The 19,442-nt window shown below is 52.0% G+C and carries 20 protein-coding genes, 1 tRNA gene and 1 riboswitch; of the genes, 15 read left to right on the top strand and 6 right to left on the bottom strand.

The window, feature by feature from the left end:
* The first annotated feature begins 38 nt into the window (after positions 1–38).
* The gene (locus NQF64_RS03605) at positions 39–326 is read left to right on the top strand and encodes an HU family DNA-binding protein (RefSeq protein WP_099027170.1); all 288 of its coding nucleotides are present in this window, start codon (positions 39–41) and stop codon (positions 324–326) included.
* On the opposite strand, the gene NQF64_RS03600 is transcribed toward NQF64_RS03605, so the two are convergent.
* On the bottom strand, positions 307–1,251 hold the full coding sequence (locus tag NQF64_RS03600) for a LysR family transcriptional regulator (RefSeq protein WP_099027267.1): 945 nt from the start codon (positions 1,249–1,251) through the stop codon (positions 307–309). The genes NQF64_RS03605 and NQF64_RS03600 overlap by 20 nt on opposite strands.
* A 190-nt stretch (positions 1,252–1,441) precedes the next feature.
* On the bottom strand, positions 1,442–2,422 hold the full coding sequence (gene trxB, locus NQF64_RS03595; RefSeq protein ID WP_099027169.1) for a thioredoxin-disulfide reductase: 981 nt from the start codon (positions 2,420–2,422) through the stop codon (positions 1,442–1,444).
* 238 nt (positions 2,423–2,660) lie between these two features.
* Here trxB and NQF64_RS03590 point away from each other — a divergent pair, with 238 nt between their 5' ends.
* Complete coding sequence (locus NQF64_RS03590; RefSeq protein ID WP_099027168.1) at positions 2,661–3,125, top strand: Lrp/AsnC family transcriptional regulator; 465 nt, start codon at positions 2,661–2,663, stop codon at positions 3,123–3,125.
* 8 nt (positions 3,126–3,133) lie between these two features.
* Positions 3,134–4,552 carry a glycosyltransferase family 39 protein gene (locus NQF64_RS03585; RefSeq protein ID WP_266106474.1) on the top strand — a complete coding sequence of 473 codons (1,419 nt, stop codon included), beginning with the start codon at positions 3,134–3,136 and terminating at the stop codon, positions 4,550–4,552.
* A gap of 74 nt (positions 4,553–4,626) precedes the next feature.
* On the opposite strand, the gene rpsU is transcribed toward NQF64_RS03585, so the two are convergent.
* Entirely contained in the window at positions 4,627–4,830 is a 204-nt protein-coding gene (gene rpsU / locus NQF64_RS03580) for a 30S ribosomal protein S21 (protein ID WP_026294133.1), read from the bottom strand.
* 241 nt (positions 4,831–5,071) lie between these two features.
* Between rpsU and NQF64_RS03575 the strand changes: the two genes are divergently transcribed.
* The gene (locus NQF64_RS03575) at positions 5,072–5,524 is read left to right on the top strand and encodes a MarR family winged helix-turn-helix transcriptional regulator (protein ID WP_266106473.1); all 453 of its coding nucleotides are present in this window, start codon (positions 5,072–5,074) and stop codon (positions 5,522–5,524) included.
* Between the two features lie 56 nt (positions 5,525–5,580).
* Here NQF64_RS03575 and NQF64_RS03570 read toward each other — a convergent pair whose 3' ends face one another.
* Positions 5,581–6,168, bottom strand: a complete 588-nt coding sequence (locus NQF64_RS03570; RefSeq protein ID WP_099027166.1) for an outer membrane protein assembly factor BamE — start codon at positions 6,166–6,168, stop codon at positions 5,581–5,583.
* Between the two features lie 144 nt (positions 6,169–6,312).
* Here NQF64_RS03570 and NQF64_RS03565 point away from each other — a divergent pair, with 144 nt between their 5' ends.
* The 7 genes from NQF64_RS03565 (at position 6,313) to NQF64_RS03535 (ending at position 11,120) form a co-directional block, all read left to right on the top strand.
* Entirely contained in the window at positions 6,313–6,915 is a 603-nt protein-coding gene (locus NQF64_RS03565) for a DUF177 domain-containing protein (protein ID WP_266106472.1), read from the top strand.
* Between the two features lie 224 nt (positions 6,916–7,139).
* Complete coding sequence (gene rpmF, locus NQF64_RS03560; RefSeq protein ID WP_099027164.1) at positions 7,140–7,343, top strand: 50S ribosomal protein L32; 204 nt, start codon at positions 7,140–7,142, stop codon at positions 7,341–7,343.
* A 100-nt stretch (positions 7,344–7,443) separates the two neighbouring features.
* Complete coding sequence (plsX, locus tag NQF64_RS03555) at positions 7,444–8,547, top strand: phosphate acyltransferase PlsX (RefSeq protein WP_099027163.1); 1,104 nt, start codon at positions 7,444–7,446, stop codon at positions 8,545–8,547.
* An 8-nt stretch (positions 8,548–8,555) separates the two neighbouring features.
* Positions 8,556–9,545 (top strand): beta-ketoacyl-ACP synthase III, encoded by a 990-nt coding sequence (locus NQF64_RS03550; protein ID WP_099027162.1) that lies wholly within the window; start codon positions 8,556–8,558, stop codon positions 9,543–9,545.
* A 66-nt stretch (positions 9,546–9,611) separates the two neighbouring features.
* Positions 9,612–9,923, top strand: coding sequence for an integration host factor subunit alpha (locus NQF64_RS03545; protein ID WP_099027161.1), 312 nt, complete (start codon positions 9,612–9,614; stop codon positions 9,921–9,923).
* Positions 9,920–10,969: a MerR family transcriptional regulator gene (locus NQF64_RS03540; protein WP_266106471.1), complete on the top strand. Its 1,050-nt coding sequence runs from the start codon at positions 9,920–9,922 to the stop codon at positions 10,967–10,969. The genes NQF64_RS03545 and NQF64_RS03540 overlap by 4 nt, the downstream gene beginning before the upstream one ends.
* A gap of 74 nt (positions 10,970–11,043) precedes the next feature.
* A tRNA-Pro gene (locus NQF64_RS03535) sits at positions 11,044–11,120 on the top strand.
* An 11-nt stretch (positions 11,121–11,131) separates the two neighbouring features.
* Here the strand turns inward: NQF64_RS03535 and NQF64_RS03530 are convergent.
* Positions 11,132–12,274, bottom strand: coding sequence for an AI-2E family transporter (locus tag NQF64_RS03530; protein WP_099027159.1), 1,143 nt, complete (start codon positions 12,272–12,274; stop codon positions 11,132–11,134).
* 50 nt (positions 12,275–12,324) lie between these two features.
* Positions 12,325–13,176 (bottom strand): NUDIX hydrolase, encoded by an 852-nt coding sequence (locus NQF64_RS03525; RefSeq protein ID WP_230880604.1) that lies wholly within the window; start codon positions 13,174–13,176, stop codon positions 12,325–12,327.
* A 170-nt stretch (positions 13,177–13,346) separates the two neighbouring features.
* Here NQF64_RS03525 and NQF64_RS03520 point away from each other — a divergent pair, with 170 nt between their 5' ends.
* The 4 genes from NQF64_RS03520 to NQF64_RS03505 all read left to right on the top strand — a co-directional run bounded on the left by NQF64_RS03520 (position 13,347) and on the right by NQF64_RS03505 (position 19,389).
* On the top strand, positions 13,347–15,152 hold the full coding sequence (locus NQF64_RS03520; RefSeq protein ID WP_266106470.1) for an ATP-binding cassette domain-containing protein: 1,806 nt from the start codon (positions 13,347–13,349) through the stop codon (positions 15,150–15,152).
* 129 nt (positions 15,153–15,281) lie between these two features.
* Positions 15,282–15,587 (top strand): 50S ribosomal protein L28, encoded by a 306-nt coding sequence (gene rpmB / locus NQF64_RS03515; protein WP_099027157.1) that lies wholly within the window; start codon positions 15,282–15,284, stop codon positions 15,585–15,587.
* A gap of 123 nt (positions 15,588–15,710) precedes the next feature.
* Entirely contained in the window at positions 15,711–17,822 is a 2,112-nt protein-coding gene (gene fusA / locus NQF64_RS03510; RefSeq protein WP_099027156.1) for an elongation factor G, read from the top strand.
* A gap of 103 nt (positions 17,823–17,925) precedes the next feature.
* Positions 17,926–18,008, top strand: a riboswitch (Fluoride riboswitch).
* A gap of 46 nt (positions 18,009–18,054) precedes the next feature.
* Positions 18,055–19,389, top strand: a complete 1,335-nt coding sequence (locus tag NQF64_RS03505; RefSeq protein WP_266106469.1) for a voltage-gated chloride channel family protein — start codon at positions 18,055–18,057, stop codon at positions 19,387–19,389.
* The last annotated feature ends 53 nt before the right edge of the window (positions 19,390–19,442 follow it).

The raw sequence follows: 19,442 nt of genomic DNA, 5'->3' as shown, positions 1-19,442 counted from the left end.
ACTCTTAGTTACAGAAATGGTAATGGCGGAGGGCTGGGATGACGCGCTCGGAGTTTGTCGCTTTATTGACTTCGCGTCTGGATGGCATGACCAAAGACAAAGTTGGTAAAGCCGTCGATGGGGTTTTTAGCCATATTGCGGCAGGGTTAGCCGCCGGGAATAGGGCAGAGTTGCGCGGGATAGGTAGTTTTGGAACACGCCAACACACGGCCCATCAGGGACGCAACCCTCGGACGGGCCAGTCTGTTGATGTCGAGGCTAAACGTGTCCCTTTCTTCCGTGCAGGGAAGGAGCTACGCGAGCGGGTTAATCGGCCGAAGCAATAAAGGCTTCGGCACTATGGGAGGGAACGTCCTTTCCCGTGCGGGCGGTATTGAGTTCTTCTAAAAGGAAATCCCGAAAGACAGAGATTCGCTTAGAGCTCTTTAATTCTTCAGGATAGACGAAGAAGGCCTCTGCTAAGGGGCCATCGACATCGGGGAGAATACGGACCAAATTTGGATGGGCCGAGGCAGTGTAGAAGGGTAGCGTACCAATCCCGTTGCCTTGGGCGATGGCCATACCAACAGCGGCAATATTATTAACAGCGAGAGGAATGCGCGGTTGTAGGATAATTTTATCTTGCACAAGACGCTCTATGAGCCAATTGACATGCGGTAAAGGGAGGTGCCATCCCGCAAAACCGATCAGGTTATGGGAGGCAAGGTCTTTAAGGGTAGTCGGTGTGCCATGTTGCTCCAAATATTCCTTGCTAGCATAGATGGGCATATGGAAGCTTGCTAAATGGCGTTGAATGAGGTCCGGTTGTGTAGGGGGGTGTAACCTTATGGCGACATCAGCTTCGCGCATGCTGAGGTCTAGATCAGAGTCCTCTAACAGAAGGGTAACCTCAACATGAGGGTGCCGCTCCATAAAACGGTGCAGACGTGGGGTTAGCCAAGAAAGGCCAAAGCCAGAGGTCGTTGTAACTTTAATTTTGCCGGCGGCTTTTTCGCGGTTTTCGCTTAAAAAAGCTTGGGTTAAGGCCAGTTTGGAGAAAACCTCTCGCGCTGTGCGATGTAGCACTTCACCTTGTTCGGTAAGGATCAAGCCACGCGCATGACGGTGGAAGAGAGGGACGCCGAGCACTTCCTCCAACGCAGAAATCTGCCGGGAAACGGCAGATTGGCTCAGGTTTAGGCGGTCCCCTGCATGAGTGAAGGACCCTGCCTCAGCAACGGTGTGAAAGATGCGGAGTTTATCCCAATCCATTTTTTGATTCCCGTACGCCCCTTCGCAATAATCATGGCCTGATTTGCTCATACTACCCTACGCCCTGACCTCACAGTGTTTTCTTTAGTAAAAACTTCCTGAAAAGAAACGAATGGTCAAGGGTAGAATAGCATTCAGATGCGTTTCTTTTGCGTATCGTTTTATAAAAAGGGCAACAGGCTGTTTTTTATCACGGTTTTGGATCACTCATGCCCCGTTCGGCAAGGTAGCGCTCTGCCTCTAACGCGGCCATGCACCCTGTACCAGCAGCTGTGACGGCTTGGCGGTAGGTTTTGTCTTGAATATCACCGGCTGCGAAAATACCTGGGATGGAGGTGCGCGCTGTGCCTGGTGTGGTGATGATGTACCCTTCTTCATCACACGCGACTTCATGGCGGAAGGGGCCTATGCTGGGGCTGTGACCGATCGCGACAAACACGCCATCAACAGCTAAGGTCTCTGTTACATTAGGCTGGTTTGTATCAGCTAAGCGGAGGCTCGTGACGACAGCAGGGCTGCCACTGCCGCAAATTTCTTTTACTTCGCGGTTCCAATGGAGTTTGATCTTCGGGTTAGCGTGCAGGCGTTTTTGCAAGATGCGCTCTGCTCGTAATGTATCCCGACGATGAATGAGATGAACGGTAGAGGCATGATGGGTCAGGTAAAGAGCCTCCTCTACAGCCGTATTACCACCACCGATGACAGCAACCTCTTTGCCACGATAGAAGAATCCATCACAGGTAGCACAGGCGGAGACGCCGGCCCCTTGGTATGTTTTTTCGGAGTCTAAACCTAGCCATTTTGCTTGTGCCCCTGTTGCGATGACAACTGTACGAGCACGAAACTGGTCACCAGAATCCCCGGTGAGGTGGAAATATCCTTCTGCATCGGGGCCTTGCTTTAGGGAGGCTTCTGTAATGAGGTCATAGAGTAACTTTGTGCCGACATGCTCAGCTTGTTCGCGCATTTGCTCCATAAGCCAAGGGCCTTGGACGGGTTTTGCAAAGCCGGGGAAATTTTCAATTTCATCAGTGATGGTAAGCTGTCCACCAGGCTGCATACCGGTGACGAGGAGGGGATTCATCCCGGCACGTGCTGCATAGATGGCCGCCGTGTATCCTGCGGGGCCAGCACCAACAATCAGCATATCAGTCTGGTGTGTTTCAGCCATTATAAGCTCCATGTTTCAGATAAGATGACCAGCAGGCCTTCACAGGGAGGGCCATTATGGCATTAGCCTAGCTCTCTTAGGTAACAGATATAGTATATGAAAGATGTCGATAAAAATGATTATAATGAGGAAAGTGTGTGAAATATTATTTCCCATAAAGGAGTAAAGAGTTTCCACATTAAAAAGATCAGGTTATATGAGGTGCTATAGCCTTCTTCTGTAGTTTTTTGGACCGCCTATGAGCATTGCAGACCTTGATGAGATTGATCGTCACATTTTAGCTGAGTTACAGCAGGATGGGAGGGTCACCAATGTAGAGCTTGCCCGCCGTGTTGGGATTTCTGCCCCGCCTTGTCTTAGGCGGGTAAGGCGGTTGGAGGAGATGGGGCTTATCCAGGGCTATCATGCTACGTTAGCCCCGGCCCCATTAGGGTGGACTATTAGTTTTTACGCGCTTGTGGGGTTGGATAGCCAGAAAAGTATTGTGTTAGAAGAGTTTGAGGCGCTTGTCGCCCAATGGCCAGAGGCCCGGGAATGCCATATGATTCGTGGAGGAGAGGATTTTCTTGTGCGTCTCATGGCGCGTGATGTTGAGCATCAGAATCGTTTAACGCGAGACTTGATAGAAGTGTCTCATGTAGTGCGCGTACAGACCTTTCAAGTTATTAGAACAAGCTGTGAACGCGCCGGTGTACCCCTGTGAGGGGGTAGATGTTTATTTGGCACATTCTTTGTAAGTGGTGGCGTTCTACCCAGCATAATGGGGTCTTTTTCGGGGCCTTTTGTGTTGGGGTGGTTGTGCTGCTGCGTCTTGTGGGGGCGGCTCATATCCCCCTTGTGCCAGATGAAGCCTATTATTGGCTCTGGTCGCGTCATCTACAATGGGGGTATGTGGATCACCCCTTTATGGTTGCTTTTTGGGTGCGTTTGGGAACCACCCTATGGGGAGACACGGCTTTTGGTGTGCGCTTTGCGGGGCTGTTGAGTTTTGGCCTAGCCAATCTCTTCATCTTTTTTGCAGCTCGGCAGTTTTTCCCCTCCCAAACAGCGGTGGGAAGCCGTGCTGTATGGCTTTTAAATGGAATGCTCATGGCGAGCATCGGGCTTATCCCCATGACGCCAGACGTACCATTATTCATGTTTTTAAGCATGGCGTTATGGGCTTTGGCGCACGCGTTACGGTCGAGGGGTGCATGGCGTTGGTGGGCGTTATGTGGGGTGAGCCTCGGTTTGGCGGTGGATTCAAAATATACAGCCTGTTTATGGGGTGTGGGGCTTGTGGGATATGTTCTTTTAAGCGGGGGGGGGCTTTGGCGTTTGGTGGGGCCTTGGTTGGGAGGGTGCTGTGCGGGTGTCATGATTCTCCCTACCTTGTGGTGGAATGCCCATCATCATTGGGCAGGGCTGTTAAAGCAGGGGGGGAGAGCTTTGCAGTGGCAGCCAGAACGTGCAGGACAGTTTTTAGGTGAGTTGTTTATTGGCCAGCTCGCTTTAATAACGCCCTGGATAGCGGGACTATGCTGCATAGGCTTATGGAGGGTCCGACACTCCCGTGCGAGTGTGCTTTTATGGCTTAGCGTGCCGATGATGGTGATATTTTTCCTCCATGGGATGGGGGATCGTGTTCAAGCGAATTGGGTTTGGGTGTTGTATCCCCCGTTGATTTTAGCGGGGGCTGGATATGGTGGTCGTATAAAAGGGGCGGTGATGATGGGAGCTGTTGGCTCCTTCATAATCTATCTTCAGGCGTTGACGGGGCTATTGCCCTTACCGGCCCATTGGGACCCTATTGCACGTTTGAGTGCAGGTTGGCAGAGGCTGGCTATAGAGGTGGCAACACAAGCGCGGGCGAGGGGGGACTCGGTCGTGGTTGTGCGTGACTATGCTTTGGCGTCTATATTGGCGTTTCAAAAACCAGACGGCATTAAGATAATGGGGTTAGACTCGCGTTGGGCTTATTTGCAGGGGATGCCGCAGATTAGTGTGCAAAAGGCTCTTTTTATCGAAGATGCTCATTACGCTTTTGCTCAAACAGATATGTGGCGTGTGGAACGGTATAAAAACCGGATGCCCGTAAGAGCCTATCGCTTGGAGATACGACAGGTACCGTCAGGATGGCAGATTCGTTAAACTGGCTATGTGATATGAAAAAAGCCACCCCGTAGGATGGCTCTCTCATTCGTAATGGTACGACCTGTGCGGGATTAAAAACCCTCGCGCTCCAGACGCTTGCGCTCCATTTTGCGGGCACGACGTACGGCCTCGGCAACCTCGCGAGCGCGCCGCTCAGACGGCTTCTCAAAATGACGGCGCAGCTTCATCTCACGAAAAACGCCTTCGCGCTGCATTTTCTTCTTAAGGGCTTTCAGAGCCTGATCTACATTATTATCACGAACGAGAACCTGCACGGTGTCGTCATCTCCTTTGGGGGTTCTGATCCTTCCGCGTGCTATTGTTAGCTTGATGCACTGGAAGGATGGGATCCGATTACAGTGGGTAAGGGCCTATCATACTCCAAAAGATGAGACAATAGTTTCTAGGTAAGGAAAAAGAAGAGAGAGATTTTATTTGTGAGTTATGGAGATACTATAAACGCATTGGTTAGAGAGGCGGGGAGTGGAAGAGCTGATGGAGGATGAGAGGCGAGCGATGATGGATGCGCATCTCTATTTGCGAGAGAATTCCATTAGGCAATCTTTTGAGGGATTGCTCATTATGTGGCGTTGCCTCGCATTAGCGTGCGAGGAAGGGTTGGCTCAATATGGTTTGGGGCCTGCTCATCATAGAATCTTATTTATGATTAGTTGCCATGAGGGTTTATTGCCGAGTGAGTTATGCACAAAATTGGGTATCACCAAACAATCATTAGGCCGTGCTTTAGGGGAGTTGAAGAGCAAAGCCTTGGTAGAGCAACGGGAGGATCATAACGATAAAAGACGGCGCCCTGTTTTCCTGACCCCCAAAGGTAAGAATTTGGAGCAAGAGCTATTTGGGGCCATTCGGTCTGTTGTTACACAGGCTTATAAACAAGTAGATGGCACAGCCGTTGATGGTTTTCGCCGCGTATTGCGCGCGGTTGAGAGTTTAAGCCCCCCTCAGTAAAAAGGGCGCCCCCAAGTGCGCCCTGTATAATGGTCATCATGGTTAGGAGAGGTGGGTTACGGCATGGAGTTGCCCACGCCTCCATTGCCTGTTCCTTGGCCACTCATCGGCCCCATGCCATTGCCCATGCCACCGAAGGTACTGCCCATGCTGCTCATAGGGTTGTAACGCCCCACATTGCCCAATAGTTCTTGAATAACAGAGATGTGCGTCCCTGGTGTTGGTGTAGCCCCGCTAGCCATGTGAACGCGGATCGCGTCACGCTTGTTCAGCACATTCATCTTCCGCAGGACGCCAGAATTATCGAAATTGAGGACCAAAACTTGCTGCTTATCAATGACAGGATGCGCCAGCGGGACGAGGTCCTTCGTCATGGAAATATAAATCCATGTGTTGTCGTTGAATGTCGCATGTGCCGTTGGGGAGCCCAGTAGGCTTAGCGCATCATTTTGTGTGCTGGAGTTAAGAACAAGCTGGTCGTAATCCATCTTTTCGACCAAAGCACCACGCGGGATGGGAGGTGGGCTTATAGCTTCACAACCGCTTAGCATAAGAGCCCCGATAGCCGCTAAACCAGCTACGCTACAGGGGCGCACCGTAAAGGAACGAAGCAGACGGGACAAGGATGTCGTAAGGGTAATCATGAAGGGCGAACTGTCCTGATGGTATGCGGCCAAGTCATATGCGCTCTTTCCGGTGCCTTAGAGAGCGGCATATGTCAATCTTTTTCCTACATTCTCTTTTGGATGGTGGCATAATGAGGGCGATGTATTTTGTTTATAGAGGCCATGATGTCATCCAAAAAATTAGCTGATCATCACGAGATAGTGTCACCAAAACAGATAACACCGGAGTTTTCCCGCCGTGTTCCTTTAGCAAAATTGGGTCGCCCTTTGGAGGAGAAGGTAGAAGCTAACAAGGAGGAGCGTGAAGCTCTGAGAGAGCGTTTTGGGTTGTTGTCACTCAGTCAGCTTGTTTGCGTGTTTTATTTGCAACGGGGACAGGATGGTATTGTCCTCGCAGATGGACGCCTCCAAGCAAAAGCCGAACAAGCCTGCATTATCACAGGGGAGGCGGTGGAGGAGGCGATTAATGAGGCGTTTCAGCTTCGTTTTATCCCAGAATCCGATATGCCCGATGATGATGAGATTGATCTTGAAAGTCTGCTGCAAGAGGATGCTGACGATGTCCCTTATGATGGACGGATGATTGACTTGGGTGAAGCTGCAGCGGAGCAATTAGCGTTATGTCTTACACCCTATCCGCGTCGCGACGGTGCTGGGTTGGAGAGTTTTGTAGATGTGACGCCCTCAGATGATGAGCTTGAGGTTGGGGCGAAGGAAGGCAAGAAGTCGCCTTTTACTATTTTGAAAAAATTGCAGGAAAAATAACACCAAGAGTGGCCTTTTCTGGACGATTCTGATAGGAGAGCGTGCAGAGTAGATATGTCGTAAGGCATTGATGGCTTGCAGGGAGGCTTTCTCTCTGCTAGAGCCCCACGCCTGAGCACTGTAGCTTATGGCAGTGGTGAGAGTTAGTGAGATGTCCCCGGTGTGAGGCCGCGCTATGGCGGTAGCAGAAGCCGGATATATAACCCAGTGAGAGGCAAAGACCCATGGCCGTCCCTAAAAGAAAAACGACACCGTCCCGTCGCGGTATGCGCCGTAGCCACCATGCGCTTCGTATTGAAGCTCATGCGGAATGTGCAAATTGCGGAGAGATGAAACGTCCGCACCACGTATGCAGCCATTGCGGTCATTATGACGGGCGCGAGGTTGTCAATGCGGAAGGGCGTGCGCTAAAGGCAGTCCGCGCCTAATATCCCGGAAGGGAAATAGCCCTGGGTTTAGCTCAGGGCTTTGTCTGTTTTGCGGTTACGCGAGCAGGAGAGATAGAAGAATTTTCTGGGGGCTGCACTCATGACAGAGGCGTCTGTCGTCCGGGCTGAGGGTGAGGCTGATAAACAGGTGGCGCAAACTCCGGTTCCTTTTACCCTAGCGGTTGATGCTATGGGGGGAGATCACGCTCCCAAGATCGTCCTAGCAGGGTTGGAGACGGCCATTGTTCGTCATCCTGAGATTCGGATTCTCCTTATTGGGGATGAAGCGATTCTGGGGCAGGCTCTTAAGGATTATCCCCGGTTAAGTGCTGCTTGTACGGTTCGTCATGCACCGGAGAGCATCCCCATGGAGATGAAGCCCACTGCTGCACTGCGTGTGCGGGGGTCCTCTATGCGGGTGGCTATGGAGGCCGTTGCTGCTGGGGAGGCCCGAGGCGTTGTTTCGGCTGGCAATAGCGGGGCTATGCTGGCTTTAGCTAAGATTATTGTTAAGGCCTTACCGGGTATTTCCCGCCCTGCGATGGCGGCTGTTCAGCCTTCCGCGCGTGGTGATGTTGTGATGTTGGACCTAGGCGCGAATATTGTTTGTGATGCGCGTAATTTGGTCGAATTCGCAATTATGGGGGAGGCTTTTGCCCAAGCAACCCTGTCCCTTAAGGCTCCGAGCATCGGTTTGCTTAATGTCGGCTCAGAAGATTTAAAGGGCGACGAGCGGTTGAGGCAGGCAGCCGAGAGGTTGCGGGATAGTGTTTTAGCCGAGAGTTTTTATGGCTTTGTCGAGGGGCATGATATTACCGCTGGCGTGACTGATGTTGTTGTGACTGACGGGTTTACGGGTAATGTTGCCTTAAAAACAGGGGAAGGGGCTTTAAAGCTGGCTTTAGGCCTGTTGCGGCATGTTTTCCAAACAAATTGGCTGACAAAGATAGGGTATATGTTGGTCCGTCCCGGTTTGCGTCGTATGCGGGAATGGATTGATCCCAGCCGTTACAATGGTGCGGTATTTGTGGGGTTAAATGGGATTGTTGTAAAATCTCATGGCGGTGCTGATGCTGAGGGTTTTGCTTCAGCTGTGGACGTGGCGATTGATGCGGTGGATAATAATCTTAATGATAAGATCCGCCATCGGTTAGAGCAGCTTGGTATGCTTGGCCAGCCCTTAGAGGGCAAAGAGCAGGAGTAACACGTCTTATGGCGCAGCATCTTTTGCCTCGCACTGGTGCGTTAGGTAGTCGTTTGATCGGCGTGGGAGCGGCATTGCCTCAGCGCGCTGTGAGTAATGATGAGCTTGCTGCGCAGATTGATACATCAGATGAATGGATTCGGACGCGGACAGGTATCCGCCAACGTTATCTTGTTTCTGGTGATGAGACAGCAGTGTCTTTAGCGCATAAGGCCGCGCAGAACGCGTTGGACCACGCTGGTAGGTCCGCTCATGATATCGATGCGATTATCGTAGCGACATCCACACCTGATCAGGTTTTCCCATCCGTTGCGGTGCGTGTGCAGGCGGCTTTGGGGATGGAGCGTGGTTTTGGTTTTGATGTCAGCGCGGCATGTTCTGGTTTTGTTTATGCGCTGTCAGTAGGTGATTCCATGATTCGCGCGGGTCAGGTTAAGCGCGTTTTAATCATAGGGGTTGAGGTCTTTTCCCGCCTGTTGGATTGGCAAGACCGGTCCACATGCGTGTTATTTGGCGATGGTGCTGGGGCTGTGTTGCTTGAGGCCGGTGCTGGTGAGGGGGAGGGTATTTTATCCACTCACCTCCATGCGGATGGTCGGCTGGGGGACCTGCTTTACGTTAATGGCGCGGTTGGGTGTATTTCTGGCAAAGTCGCCTTGAAGATGCAGGGGCGCGAGGTTTTTCGCCATGCTGTGGTCAATCTTGCCGCTGCGGTGGATGAGGCCTTAGAGACGAATGGGCTGAGGGGGACAGACATTCAATGGATGGTCCCGCATCAGGCGAATCTCCGAATCATTGAAGGTATGGCCAAAAAACTTTCTCTCCCCTCAGAGCGTGTTGTTGTAACGGTAGATCGTCATGCGAATACGTCTGCAGCATCTATCCCGCTTGCGTTGGATGAGGCCGTGCGTGATGGCCGTATTCGACCGGGTGATTTGGTATTGATGGAAGCATTAGGCGGCGGTTTGACGTGGGGTTCAGCCCTTATTCGTATGTAATTGTTTAGCGGCGTTGTGTTTTTTGCAGTGTGCTAAATGGATGGCTCGTGATACGGTCTGCTTATTATGGAGACTATTGCACGCGCCGACTTAATAGACCTTCTTCAGGAAGAGCAGGGTTTTTCTCGCCAGCAGGCTACCTTGTTTTTGGAAGAAATGTTCGAGCTTTTTGTCCAAACGCTTGAGCGGGGTGAGCCTTTAAAAGTTAGTGGGTTTGGTACGTTTGATGTGCGAGATAAAGCGACCCGGTTGGGGCGTAACCCCTTAACGGGGGAGGAAGCTGTTATCTCGGCGCGGCGCGTGCCTTTCTTTCGCCCGTCTCGGTTATTGCGGGAGAGTGTCAATGGTAAATCACGGACGCGGAATGCCCAGTCATGACATCAACAAACGAACATCATTTATCTCATGAGACATTACGACCAGCTCTTAGTGTTGCAGAAGAGTTAGGTTTGCCTTTGTACCGTCTACGTTCGTGGGAAAGTCTTTACCCTGTTTTTAAGACTGAACAACGTGATGATGGGCAAAGTTATTACGATGGGCAGGCTGTTAACATCGTACGGCACATTGCCCGCCTCTTGTACCAAGAGGGTGCGAAAAGCCACGAAATTGTTGCTCGGTTGCAGCGAGAAGGAATTATTGGCGGGGAGGATTCTAAAGCTACGTCTCATGCTCAGATGCATGATGATAGCGAGCCCCAGCAACAAGTTGCTTCGCCTTCTGCGGCGGAGACGGATGTAGCAGCCCTTACTGAGAGATTGGCCGTTCTGGAGCGCGACAATAAGGCATTGGAGGTTCAGGTAGAGGAGTTTGGGCCTATTGCGCTCTCTCTTAAGAGCCTTGAAGATGAGAATGCGGCGTTAAAAAACGCGTTGGAAGAAGCCTCTGTAACAACTGGTGAGGAAAAAAGCTCGGCATATTTGCAGGAGTTAGAAGAGAGTAACCTCACCTTACAAGGGACGGTAGAGCGGCTTACGATGGATTTAAAAGATCATCACCATCAGGCCGAGCTGAAAGCACGTGAGCAGGAAACGGCTTTAGCTGCGATGCGTGAGAAGTTGGCTTTGGCTCAAAGTGAGCGTGAGCAAGGCGAGGCTTTGCAGAAAAAGCTTTCCCAGCTGCAAGAGGATAATAATAAACTGCGCGAAGCGGTACAACGTCTACAGGGCGAGCATGAAGTACAATTACGTGCCGGTGCGGAGCAGCAGAGCAAGTTAGAGTCGGAAAAGCACATGTTGGTCCAAAAGTTGGAGCAGTCTGTGTTGCTGATGCAGTCTTTGGAAGATGAGAATGTGCGGTTGAAACGTTCTTTGAAGGAGCGTGAAACTAAACAGGCAGAACAAGGGAAGCAGCAAGAAGGACTTAATCAATTCTTGCGTGATGTTCTTACCGAGTTGGGGCAGCTAAAGCAGCTCATTAGAGGGTGAAAAAACTTAAAAAAGCGTCTCACCCCATTGCAGGAATGGAGTGAGGCTGCTAGAGCTTCCTCATCGCAGGACGACGGGCAGTAGCGCAGTCTGGTAGCGCATCAGTCTGGGGGACTGGGGGTCGTGGGTTCGAATCCCGCCTGCCCGACCATCTCCTGCGGTTCATCTCCTCCTATGATAACGCACAACACGCAGTCCCGGGCCTTTATTACTGGTCCAGAGGCTCCAGAGCATGTGCAGGCCTGCCATAATGGCCGGGCCAAGGAACAGGCCCATAAGATGCCATGTTTCCGCCCCCCCAAGGATGCCAAGCAGAACCCATAGGAAGGGTACTTTTGTACTACCGCCGATTAAGATAGGGCGGATGAAGTGGTCGGCAATAAAGAGAACAATCGCCCCAATAAGCCACACAATGACAGCGGCGAGCATGCTACCTTTAAAGGCGATGAGGAAGCATACACCCGTTACGGCAATCCACCCCAGTAGTGGCACCATGGCAGCAATGGCTGTGGCGAGGCCGAAGATGAGTGGCTGTGGGGCCCCGGCGATGATGTAACACACCCCAATGATGGCCCCTTCACCAAGCCCAACAAGGACAAGGCCGGAGACAGTGCCATGAATGGAGGAGATAATCTGCCGCGCTAATGTTTCCCCTTGTGCGCCGAAAAGCCGCTGTGAGCCGATGAGGCATTTGCGGATGATGCTCTCACTATCTTTGAGAAGGAAGAAAAGGGTAAGCAAAGAAAAGACAAATAAGATACCGCGATGGAGAATCTCAGAGCCAAATTGTTTACCAAATGCAACCCCGCGCCCCATTCTGAGGGAGTGGACAAGCTCGTTTAACGTATCGGGGTTATTGAGATGTTGCGCCCAGAAGGCTTTCACTTGCGCGGAGGCAATAGGAAGGCGGTCCACCCAATTTGGGGTAGGGATGCCTTGATGGCGAATCTGATCGACCCATAACAAAGCCCCGCTGACCTCATCGGCGATTTTTAGGCTGATGAAGGAGACCGGTACCAAAAAGACCAAGGCCAGAATAGCGGTGAATGAGAGGGGAAGCCAAATAGAGGTCCCGAAGCGTTTGGTAGCCCGTTTATAAAGAGGCCATAACGCAATTGCAAAGATACAGCCCCATAGTAGGGCTGGCAGCATATTTCTTAGCGTCCAAAGAGCAGCGATGATGAAGAAGAGCGCAAGAAAACTGCGTGCGCGCCGCTGTAATGTTTTGGAGGGCGCAGGCAGACGCAACTGGCGTGCTTCTTTAGGGAAGGGTTTTTGTGTGGGGGGAGGAGGTGTTTCGGTCATGTTGTCCCAAAAAATACTACAACGCTCTATGGCTATGAAGGAATGAGAAACTAAGCGGGCTTAGTCTGCCCGTGTAGAGCGCGTGTCAATAATAGACTATCCTGCTTATCGAACATCTCAAGGCGGAGGAAAAGGTCTAAGAGAACGAGATTGACGTTAAATTTAAAGTCATCACTTTCCCGCACGCGTTGAAAAACCTCCTGAATAGGGGTGAGATGAAAGGATTCGACCTCACCATCATTTGCATGAGGGATGAATGTTTCAGGTAAAGTGAGGTCATAGCAATAAAGCTTATCACGCCGGAGGCCCTCTGGGCGCGTCATAGCATAATGGAGTGTGCTGGCATGATGTGCTTGTTGGGCAATGTCAGCAGGGATAGCCGCTTCTTCTTCCGCTTCTTTCACAAGGGTCTCAAGAGGTGTAAGGCCACTGCTCATACCGCCAGCAACAAGATGGTCTAACTTGCTGGGGTCTAGGCGTTTATGGGGGCTACGATGGGCAACCCAGAGATATAAACCGTCTGTTTTACGTACGAGGCCGTTCATATGGACGCCAGAGGCCTCCACACCAAAAACAGGAATAAGAGCGCGGTCAATTTGCCCGATGATGGTGCCTTCTGGTGTGCGTACATCAAACCATTCATTAAACGGTACGACACGCTCTTGCGCGATGAGGGCGGTGCTGATGTCACGCAGATGCTCCCCCGCGGGGAGGGTAATGGCGTTAGAGGTCACATGGAGCAAGGATGCACATGGACCACTGGTGAGCCAGTCTAGGGCGTTAGGGTCCACTAATCCTATTGTCATGCCTTGATATAAAAGTGGGATTCGCCCTGCGGGGAGTGTGACATTGTGGCAGCGTTTTATATGGCGGAGGAATGGTGCGGCGGCAGGGGATAGCATAAGTCCCTCTCAAGGCCTCAATAGAGGCTCGGATGCGTAAAAGATAGCCTGCTTAGGAAGGCGTGCTTGTAACAGCCATAACAGGGAACCACTGGCAGAAAAGGGCTATCTGTGTAAAAAAATTGTCATTCTTATTCAGCTCATTCCAGCGCTAAAAGGGATAGGGGCTCATGGCATCCAGCACGACACAGCGTTTATCCCTGCGTGTTTTATGGCAAAAGGTGCGACCAGCAAGGCTGTATGGCTGGGTGATGCGCTTTGGTGTGTCCTGCCTTCTATTAGTGGTGGAAAGTGGCACAACAGTGGCCACGCCATGGCTTTTTAGCCGTATGGTTGGTCAGCTTTCAGGGCGTGATGTCGTAGCGGCAGCCATGATAGCCTTGCTTGCACAATATACGGTGCTGCGTGTCTTAGGGGCCGTAGCAGGGCCAGCGCGTAGCGTGTTGATGATGCCGGTAAGGACGACCTTAAAAGAACGTATTAGCGTGTTGGGGGTGGAGCATATCCATCACCTTAGCGCACGCTTTCACCAAAGCCGGCAAACAGGGGCCTTAACGCGGATTATTGACCGCGGGGCGGACGCGGCAAGCATGATTGTGGATATGGCCCTTTCCAATCTATTGCCGAATATGCTGGGATTGGGGCTAACCTTCTTTGTCGTGTTGCGTGTGTTTAGTGGGGAGTACCTCGTTCTACTGTGCGGCACGCTCCTTTTATATAGCGCAATATCGTATCTCTTTACACGCTGGCGTATGCGGGCGCGGCGGGCGCGTAATGCGGCGAATAATATGGTGCATCGGCATATAGTGGATAGTCTGCTCAATGCCGATATCGTGCGTGCTTTTGGGAATATAGCCTATGAATGTGAGCGGCAAAAAGCCGTATGGCGGGGGTTAAATCGTGCCGAGAGCCATTTGCAATGGCTTGTTGGGGGCTCCCAAGCTATCCGTAATTGCGTAATCGCCTTTGCTAGTGCGGCTTTATTGGGGCTGGCAGTGAGGGATATTTTAGCGCATCGTCTTGGTGTAGCGCAGTTTGTATTGATGGGCACTTATTTGCGGAGTGTCTATAGCGCGGTGGGGGCCTTAAATTATGTTGGGGCTGGCTGGCGTAATGCGCGTGTAGATATTGAATCCTATCTTGAGCTTCTTGCTTTAGAGCCAGAGATACGCTCGCCTGCACATCCTACGCCATTGCCCAAAGGGCCATCAGGTAGTGTGGGGATAGAAATGCGGCATGTCTGCTTTGGCTATGAGGCTGATAAGCTGCGTCTCAAGGATGTGAGTTTTAAGCTTCATGCGGGGCAGAGGGTAGCGATTGTGGGGCGAAGTGGCTCTGGTAAATCTACGTTAGCGAAATTGGTGAGCCGCCTTTATGACCCGCTTTCTGGTACTGTATTCATGAATGGCGTGCCTTTGCCAGAGCTTGCAGTGGATGTTGTGCGTGGTCACATCGGTGTGGTTGCACAAGAGACATCCCTTTTTAACGCCACGATTGCTGAGAACATTGCTTATGGGCGGATTGGGGCTAGTAGGGATGAGATTCAACGCGTGGCAGAAGCCGCTCAGCTTGGTCCCCTATTAGCGCAGTTGCCTGATGGGCTAGAGAGTATAGTGGGTGAACGTGGGATACGCCTCTCCGGCGGGGAGCGGCAACGCATTGCGATTGCTCGTGTGATTTTGCGCAATCCGCCCCTGCTTGTGTTGGATGAGGCCACCAGTGCGTTAGATACGCGCACCGAGCATGCTATTCAGCAAGAATTATTGAAGCTCTCTCAAGGGCGGGCAACACTTGTCATTGCCCATCGCCTCTCCACGATTCAAACGGCTGACCATATTCTCGTTATGGAGGCTGGGCGTGTGGTGGAGGAGGGAACGCATGAAGAATTGCTGAGAAAAGCGGGTATTTATGCAGGAATGTGGAGATTACAGGTAAGAGGGGGTTTCACTAAGGCTCATTCGGTTGTAGAGGGATAGCGGGCTGCTTCTGTCGGTAGAAAGGCAGGAAAGACTTGACGTATCGTCGTTAGTAAGTCATAAGCCCGCCTTATTTACGGAACACGCCGAGCCTCGTTGCTTGGCGTATCACAGTATCGAGGAAGTTCTATGTCTCGCCGTTGCCATGTCACGGGCAAAGGGGTACTGACGGGCAATAACGTCAGCCACGCCAATAACAAGTCCCGCCGTCGTTTCCTGCCGAATCTGCAGGAAGCCACACTTCTTTCCGATATTCTTGGGGCTCCTGTGCGTATGCGCCTCTCCGCTAAGGGCATCCGTACGGTTGAGCATAATGGCGGGTTGGATTCCTTCCTGCTGGGCACGCCAAATCGTAAGCTAACGCCAGAGGCTCTGGTGATTAAGCGGCGTATCCTGCGCGTTCAGGAGCGTAAGACGGCACAGTCCGCAGCCTGATAAGGGTTTGATGGTTCCTCTGGGGTGGCTCTGCTGGGGGACGATTTATGATATTCATACAGGGCTTATGAGGGTGCCCCGGTATTAAGCCGAGGCACCTTTCCTTGATTTTGGAGGTTTCCCGTGACCGACGATAGCGTCCAGGGCGCGAAGTCCGCTCTCTCAAAGATTCGTAACATCGGTATTACCGCACATATTGATGCTGGTAAGACGACCACAACAGAGCGTATGCTCTACTACACTGGTATGTCTCATCGTATCGGTGAAGTGCATGACGGGAACACCACAACTGACTATATGGAGCAGGAGCGTGAGCGCGGTATTACCATTACCTCCGCTGCTGTGACGTGTGAGTGGAACGACCACCGCATTAACATCATCGACACGCCTGGCCATATCGATTTTAACATCGAGGTGAACCGCTCCCTGCGCGTGCTGGATGGTGCGATTTTCGTGATCGAGGGTGTGGCTGGTGTGCAGCCGCAATCTGAGACCAACTGGCGTTTGGCGGACCGCTATAACGTGCCGCGTATCATCTTCATCAATAAGCTGGACCGCACCGGGGCTGACTTCGACTACGCTTTCAGCACATTGAAGGAAAAGCTGGATATCGTGGCGATTCCCCTTCAGCTGCCGATTGGCTCTGAGGAGAACATGGTCGGTGTTGTGGACCTCGTGGAGATGCGCGCCATCGTATGGGAAGGCGGCGAGCTCGGGGCGAAGTTCCATTACGAAGAGATCCCAGCCGATATGAAGGAACGTGCTGAGGAAGCACGGCAGAACCTTCTCGACACAGCTTTGAGTGTCGATACCGCTGCGATGGAAGAATATTTTGATAAAGGTGAGGTGGATGTTGCCACACTGAAGCGTTGTATCAAAAAAGGTACAATCGCTGGTGAGTTCCGCCCTGTCCTGTGCGGTACTGCCTTTAAGAATAAGGGTGTGCAGCCTCTTCTTGATGCCGTGATTGATTATCTTCCTGCTCCTGATGAGGTTGAGGGCATCCGTATTGCTCCGCCGGAAGATAAGGAAGTTGATGAGAGCTTCCTGCCGATCATCCCGGTTGACCCAGAAGGTAAGTTCGCTGGTCTGGCCTTTAAGATTATCTCCGATAAATACGGCACATTGACCTTTGTGCGTGTCTATCGTGGTGTGTTGAATACGGGTGATACCGTGCTGAACACCACCAAGGGCACCAAGGAGCGTGTGGGCCGCATGTTCCAAATGCACGCTGATAAGCGTCAGGAAGTGAAGTCCGTTGGGGCTGGTGATATTGCTGCCTTCGTGGGGCTGAAGGACACTGTAACAGGTGATACTTTGGCTGATGCCGCTGACCCTGTTATTTTGGAGCGTATGCAGTTCCCGGTTCCGGTGATTGATATTTCTGTCGAGCCGAAGACCAAAGACGCTGTTGAGAAGATGACGCTGGCTCTCCAAAAGCTGACAGCTGAGGATCCGTCCTTGCATCTGCGTACAGACCAAGAGACAGGCCAGACCATCCTCTCCGGTATGGGTGAGCTGCATCTGGACATCATCGTGGACCGTTTGCGCCGTGAATATGGCGTGGATGCCAATATCGGTGCTCCGCAGGTGGCTTATCGTGAGACCATCACACAGTCCCACACCGAGACATACACGCATAAGAAGCAGTCCGGTGGGTCTGGTCAGTTCGCTGAGGTGAAGATCACCTTCGAGCCGCTGACAGAGAAGGGCGCAGAAGAGATTCTCTTTGAGAATAAGATTGTCGGTGGTGCCGTGCCGAAGGAATATATTCCTGCGGTGGAAAAAGGTATCCGTATGCAGGCCAGCACGGGTGTTCTAGCAGGCTTCGAGACTGTAGGCTTTAAGTTCACGCTGGAAGACGGTAAGTACCATGATGTTGACTCTTCCGCTCTGGCCTTTGAGATCGCCGCTAAGGCGTGCTTCCGTGAGGGGATGAAGAAGGCTGGTCCGGTCATTCTGGAGCCTATCATGGATGTGGAGATCACCACACCAAACGACCATGTTGGTGACGTTGTGGGTGACCTTAACCGCCGCCGTGGTATCATCCAGAATCAGGAGACCTCTGGCTCCACTGTTCTGATTCGCTCTCAGGTACCGCTGAAGGAAATGTTCGGTTACATTTCTCATCTGCGGTCTGCAACAAAGGGTCGTGCATCCTTTACAATGCAGTTCCATCATTATGAACCTGTGCCGCGCAACGTGCAGGATGAGATTATCGCAGAGCGTGCTTAATTCGCTTTGCAGGTAAGTCTTGCTTAGGGGAGGCCCTCTGTCAGTCATCTGGCGGAGGGTTTTCTTTTTGGCCTTGACCTTATCCCCAAGGATGATGTTATCCTCGTTACACGGTGATGGATTACCACCGGGCCGATAGGCCGAACCGCCACCCGCGAGGGAAAGGCTGATGATTCCTACCAATGGACCCCCTTATGAATTAAGGATAAGGGGCATGGTGTAGGAGTCTGATATGGTATCTTTTAAAGAAATTATAGCCTTTATGCTGCGCTTGGGCCGTTGGTTCTGCCTTTTAGCGCCGCTTGCCCTGCTTGTAGGGAGCTTCTGCGCCCTGTTCCTGTGGATGTTGGAATGGGTAACGCATTATCGCTTTACCCATCCGAACATTCTATATGGGCTGCCTTTGGCGGGTGTTGCTGTAGCGTTATCCTATTATTGGTGGGGTGGCCGTGCCGGCGGGGGCAATAACCTCATTCTTGATGAGATTAACAAGCCCGGTGAAGGCGTGCCGTTGCGTATGGCTCCCCTTGTGTTCATCGGGACGGTGGTGAGCCATTTATTCGGGGCATCTGTTGGACGGGAAGGTACAGCGGTGCAGATGGGCGGAAGCCTTGCCAGTAATTTTGCGCGGCTTTTCCACCTTGATGAAAGAGAAACGCGTATCCTCCTCATGGCCGGTATGGCCTCCGGCCTAGGGGCAGTCTATGGCACACCGATTACTGGGGCGGTGTTTGGGCTGGAGGTCGTCACGCTTGGGGCATTGGATTATTCAGCACTTTTGCCCGTTGCGGTAACGTCCATCATAGCGGATTGGACATGCCATCAATGGGGGATTCATCACGCGAGTTATATCGTTAATTTTAAAGGGTTTGCCGCACAAGGTCAGCCTGCTTTCCATGTGGATGCGTTGTTATGGGTTAAGGTGGCCCTTGCAGCGGTAGCCTTTGGGTTTGCGAGTAAGGCGTTCTCCGAGGGGGTGTATAGGCTTGCCCCGCTTATTAAAAAACTTTGCCCTCACACATGGTTGCAGCCAGCTATTGGCGGTGTCGCAACGATTGCACTGGTCTGGCTTTTAGGGACGCGGGATTATTTGGGCTTGGGCGTTACAGCACCGGAGCTTGGCGGGGCGTCCATTGTCAATTTCTTCGGCTCAACACATTATGCGTGGAGTTGGTTATTAAAGCTGCTCTTTACCGTCATTGCTTTGGCAACAGGCTATAAAGGAGGGGAGGTTACGCCGCTCTTCTTCATAGGGGCTGGGTTAGGCAATGCCCTCGCACCATTTTTAGGTGTGCCGGGGGATTTGCTCGCCGGTGTAGGCATGGTGGCTGTCTTTGGGGGCGCAGTAAATGCCCCATTAGCTTGTACCATTATGGGGGTCGAGCTTTTTGGAGGTACGAACATCGTTTATTACGCAACGGGTTGTTTTATTGCGTATTTATGCTCCGGCCATACGGGGATTTATCTCTCCCAACGGGTTGGTATCCCCAAGATTTGGCGGGCTGATTTCCAACCTGGTATCTTGTTAAAACGTGCCAGAAACGGTGTGTGGCGGGAGGAGGACTAACCGCTCGCGCGCGCTGCTTTTCTGCTTGATGGTCCCTTTCAGAGGGAAGGGAC

Source organism: Bombella saccharophila, assembly GCF_026385475.1.
GTDB lineage: Bacteria > Pseudomonadota > Alphaproteobacteria > Acetobacterales > Acetobacteraceae > Bombella > Bombella saccharophila.
Note: the sequence above shows the minus strand (reverse complement) of the source record. Positions and strands in the feature narration are given on the sequence as shown.

What these genes read in the sequence shown, in the direction of transcription:
- NQF64_RS03605 (WP_099027170.1), top strand. Translation starts at nt 39, where the DNA reads ATGACGCGCTCGGAGTTTGTCGCTTTATTGACTTCGCGTCTGGATGGC.
- NQF64_RS03600 (WP_099027267.1), bottom strand. Translation starts at nt 1,251, where the DNA reads ATGGATTGGGATAAACTCCGCATCTTTCACACCGTTGCTGAGGCAGGG.
- trxB (WP_099027169.1), bottom strand. Translation starts at nt 2,422, where the DNA reads ATGGCTGAAACACACCAGACTGATATGCTGATTGTTGGTGCTGGCCCC.
- NQF64_RS03590 (WP_099027168.1), top strand. Translation starts at nt 2,661, where the DNA reads ATGAGCATTGCAGACCTTGATGAGATTGATCGTCACATTTTAGCTGAG.
- NQF64_RS03585 (WP_266106474.1), top strand. Translation starts at nt 3,134, where the DNA reads ATGTTTATTTGGCACATTCTTTGTAAGTGGTGGCGTTCTACCCAGCAT.
- NQF64_RS03575 (WP_266106473.1), top strand. Translation starts at nt 5,072, where the DNA reads ATGATGGATGCGCATCTCTATTTGCGAGAGAATTCCATTAGGCAATCT.
- NQF64_RS03570 (WP_099027166.1), bottom strand. Translation starts at nt 6,168, where the DNA reads ATGATTACCCTTACGACATCCTTGTCCCGTCTGCTTCGTTCCTTTACG.
- NQF64_RS03565 (WP_266106472.1), top strand. Translation starts at nt 6,313, where the DNA reads ATGATGTCATCCAAAAAATTAGCTGATCATCACGAGATAGTGTCACCA.
- rpmF (WP_099027164.1), top strand. Translation starts at nt 7,140, where the DNA reads ATGGCCGTCCCTAAAAGAAAAACGACACCGTCCCGTCGCGGTATGCGC.
- plsX (WP_099027163.1), top strand. Translation starts at nt 7,444, where the DNA reads ATGACAGAGGCGTCTGTCGTCCGGGCTGAGGGTGAGGCTGATAAACAG.
- NQF64_RS03550 (WP_099027162.1), top strand. Translation starts at nt 8,556, where the DNA reads ATGGCGCAGCATCTTTTGCCTCGCACTGGTGCGTTAGGTAGTCGTTTG.
- NQF64_RS03545 (WP_099027161.1), top strand. Translation starts at nt 9,612, where the DNA reads ATGGAGACTATTGCACGCGCCGACTTAATAGACCTTCTTCAGGAAGAG.
- NQF64_RS03540 (WP_266106471.1), top strand. Translation starts at nt 9,920, where the DNA reads ATGACATCAACAAACGAACATCATTTATCTCATGAGACATTACGACCA.
- NQF64_RS03530 (WP_099027159.1), bottom strand. Translation starts at nt 12,274, where the DNA reads ATGACCGAAACACCTCCTCCCCCCACACAAAAACCCTTCCCTAAAGAA.
- NQF64_RS03525 (WP_230880604.1), bottom strand. Translation starts at nt 13,176, where the DNA reads ATGCTATCCCCTGCCGCCGCACCATTCCTCCGCCATATAAAACGCTGC.
- NQF64_RS03520 (WP_266106470.1), top strand. Translation starts at nt 13,347, where the DNA reads ATGGCATCCAGCACGACACAGCGTTTATCCCTGCGTGTTTTATGGCAA.
- rpmB (WP_099027157.1), top strand. Translation starts at nt 15,282, where the DNA reads ATGTCTCGCCGTTGCCATGTCACGGGCAAAGGGGTACTGACGGGCAAT.
- NQF64_RS03505 (WP_266106469.1), top strand. Translation starts at nt 18,055, where the DNA reads ATGGTATCTTTTAAAGAAATTATAGCCTTTATGCTGCGCTTGGGCCGT.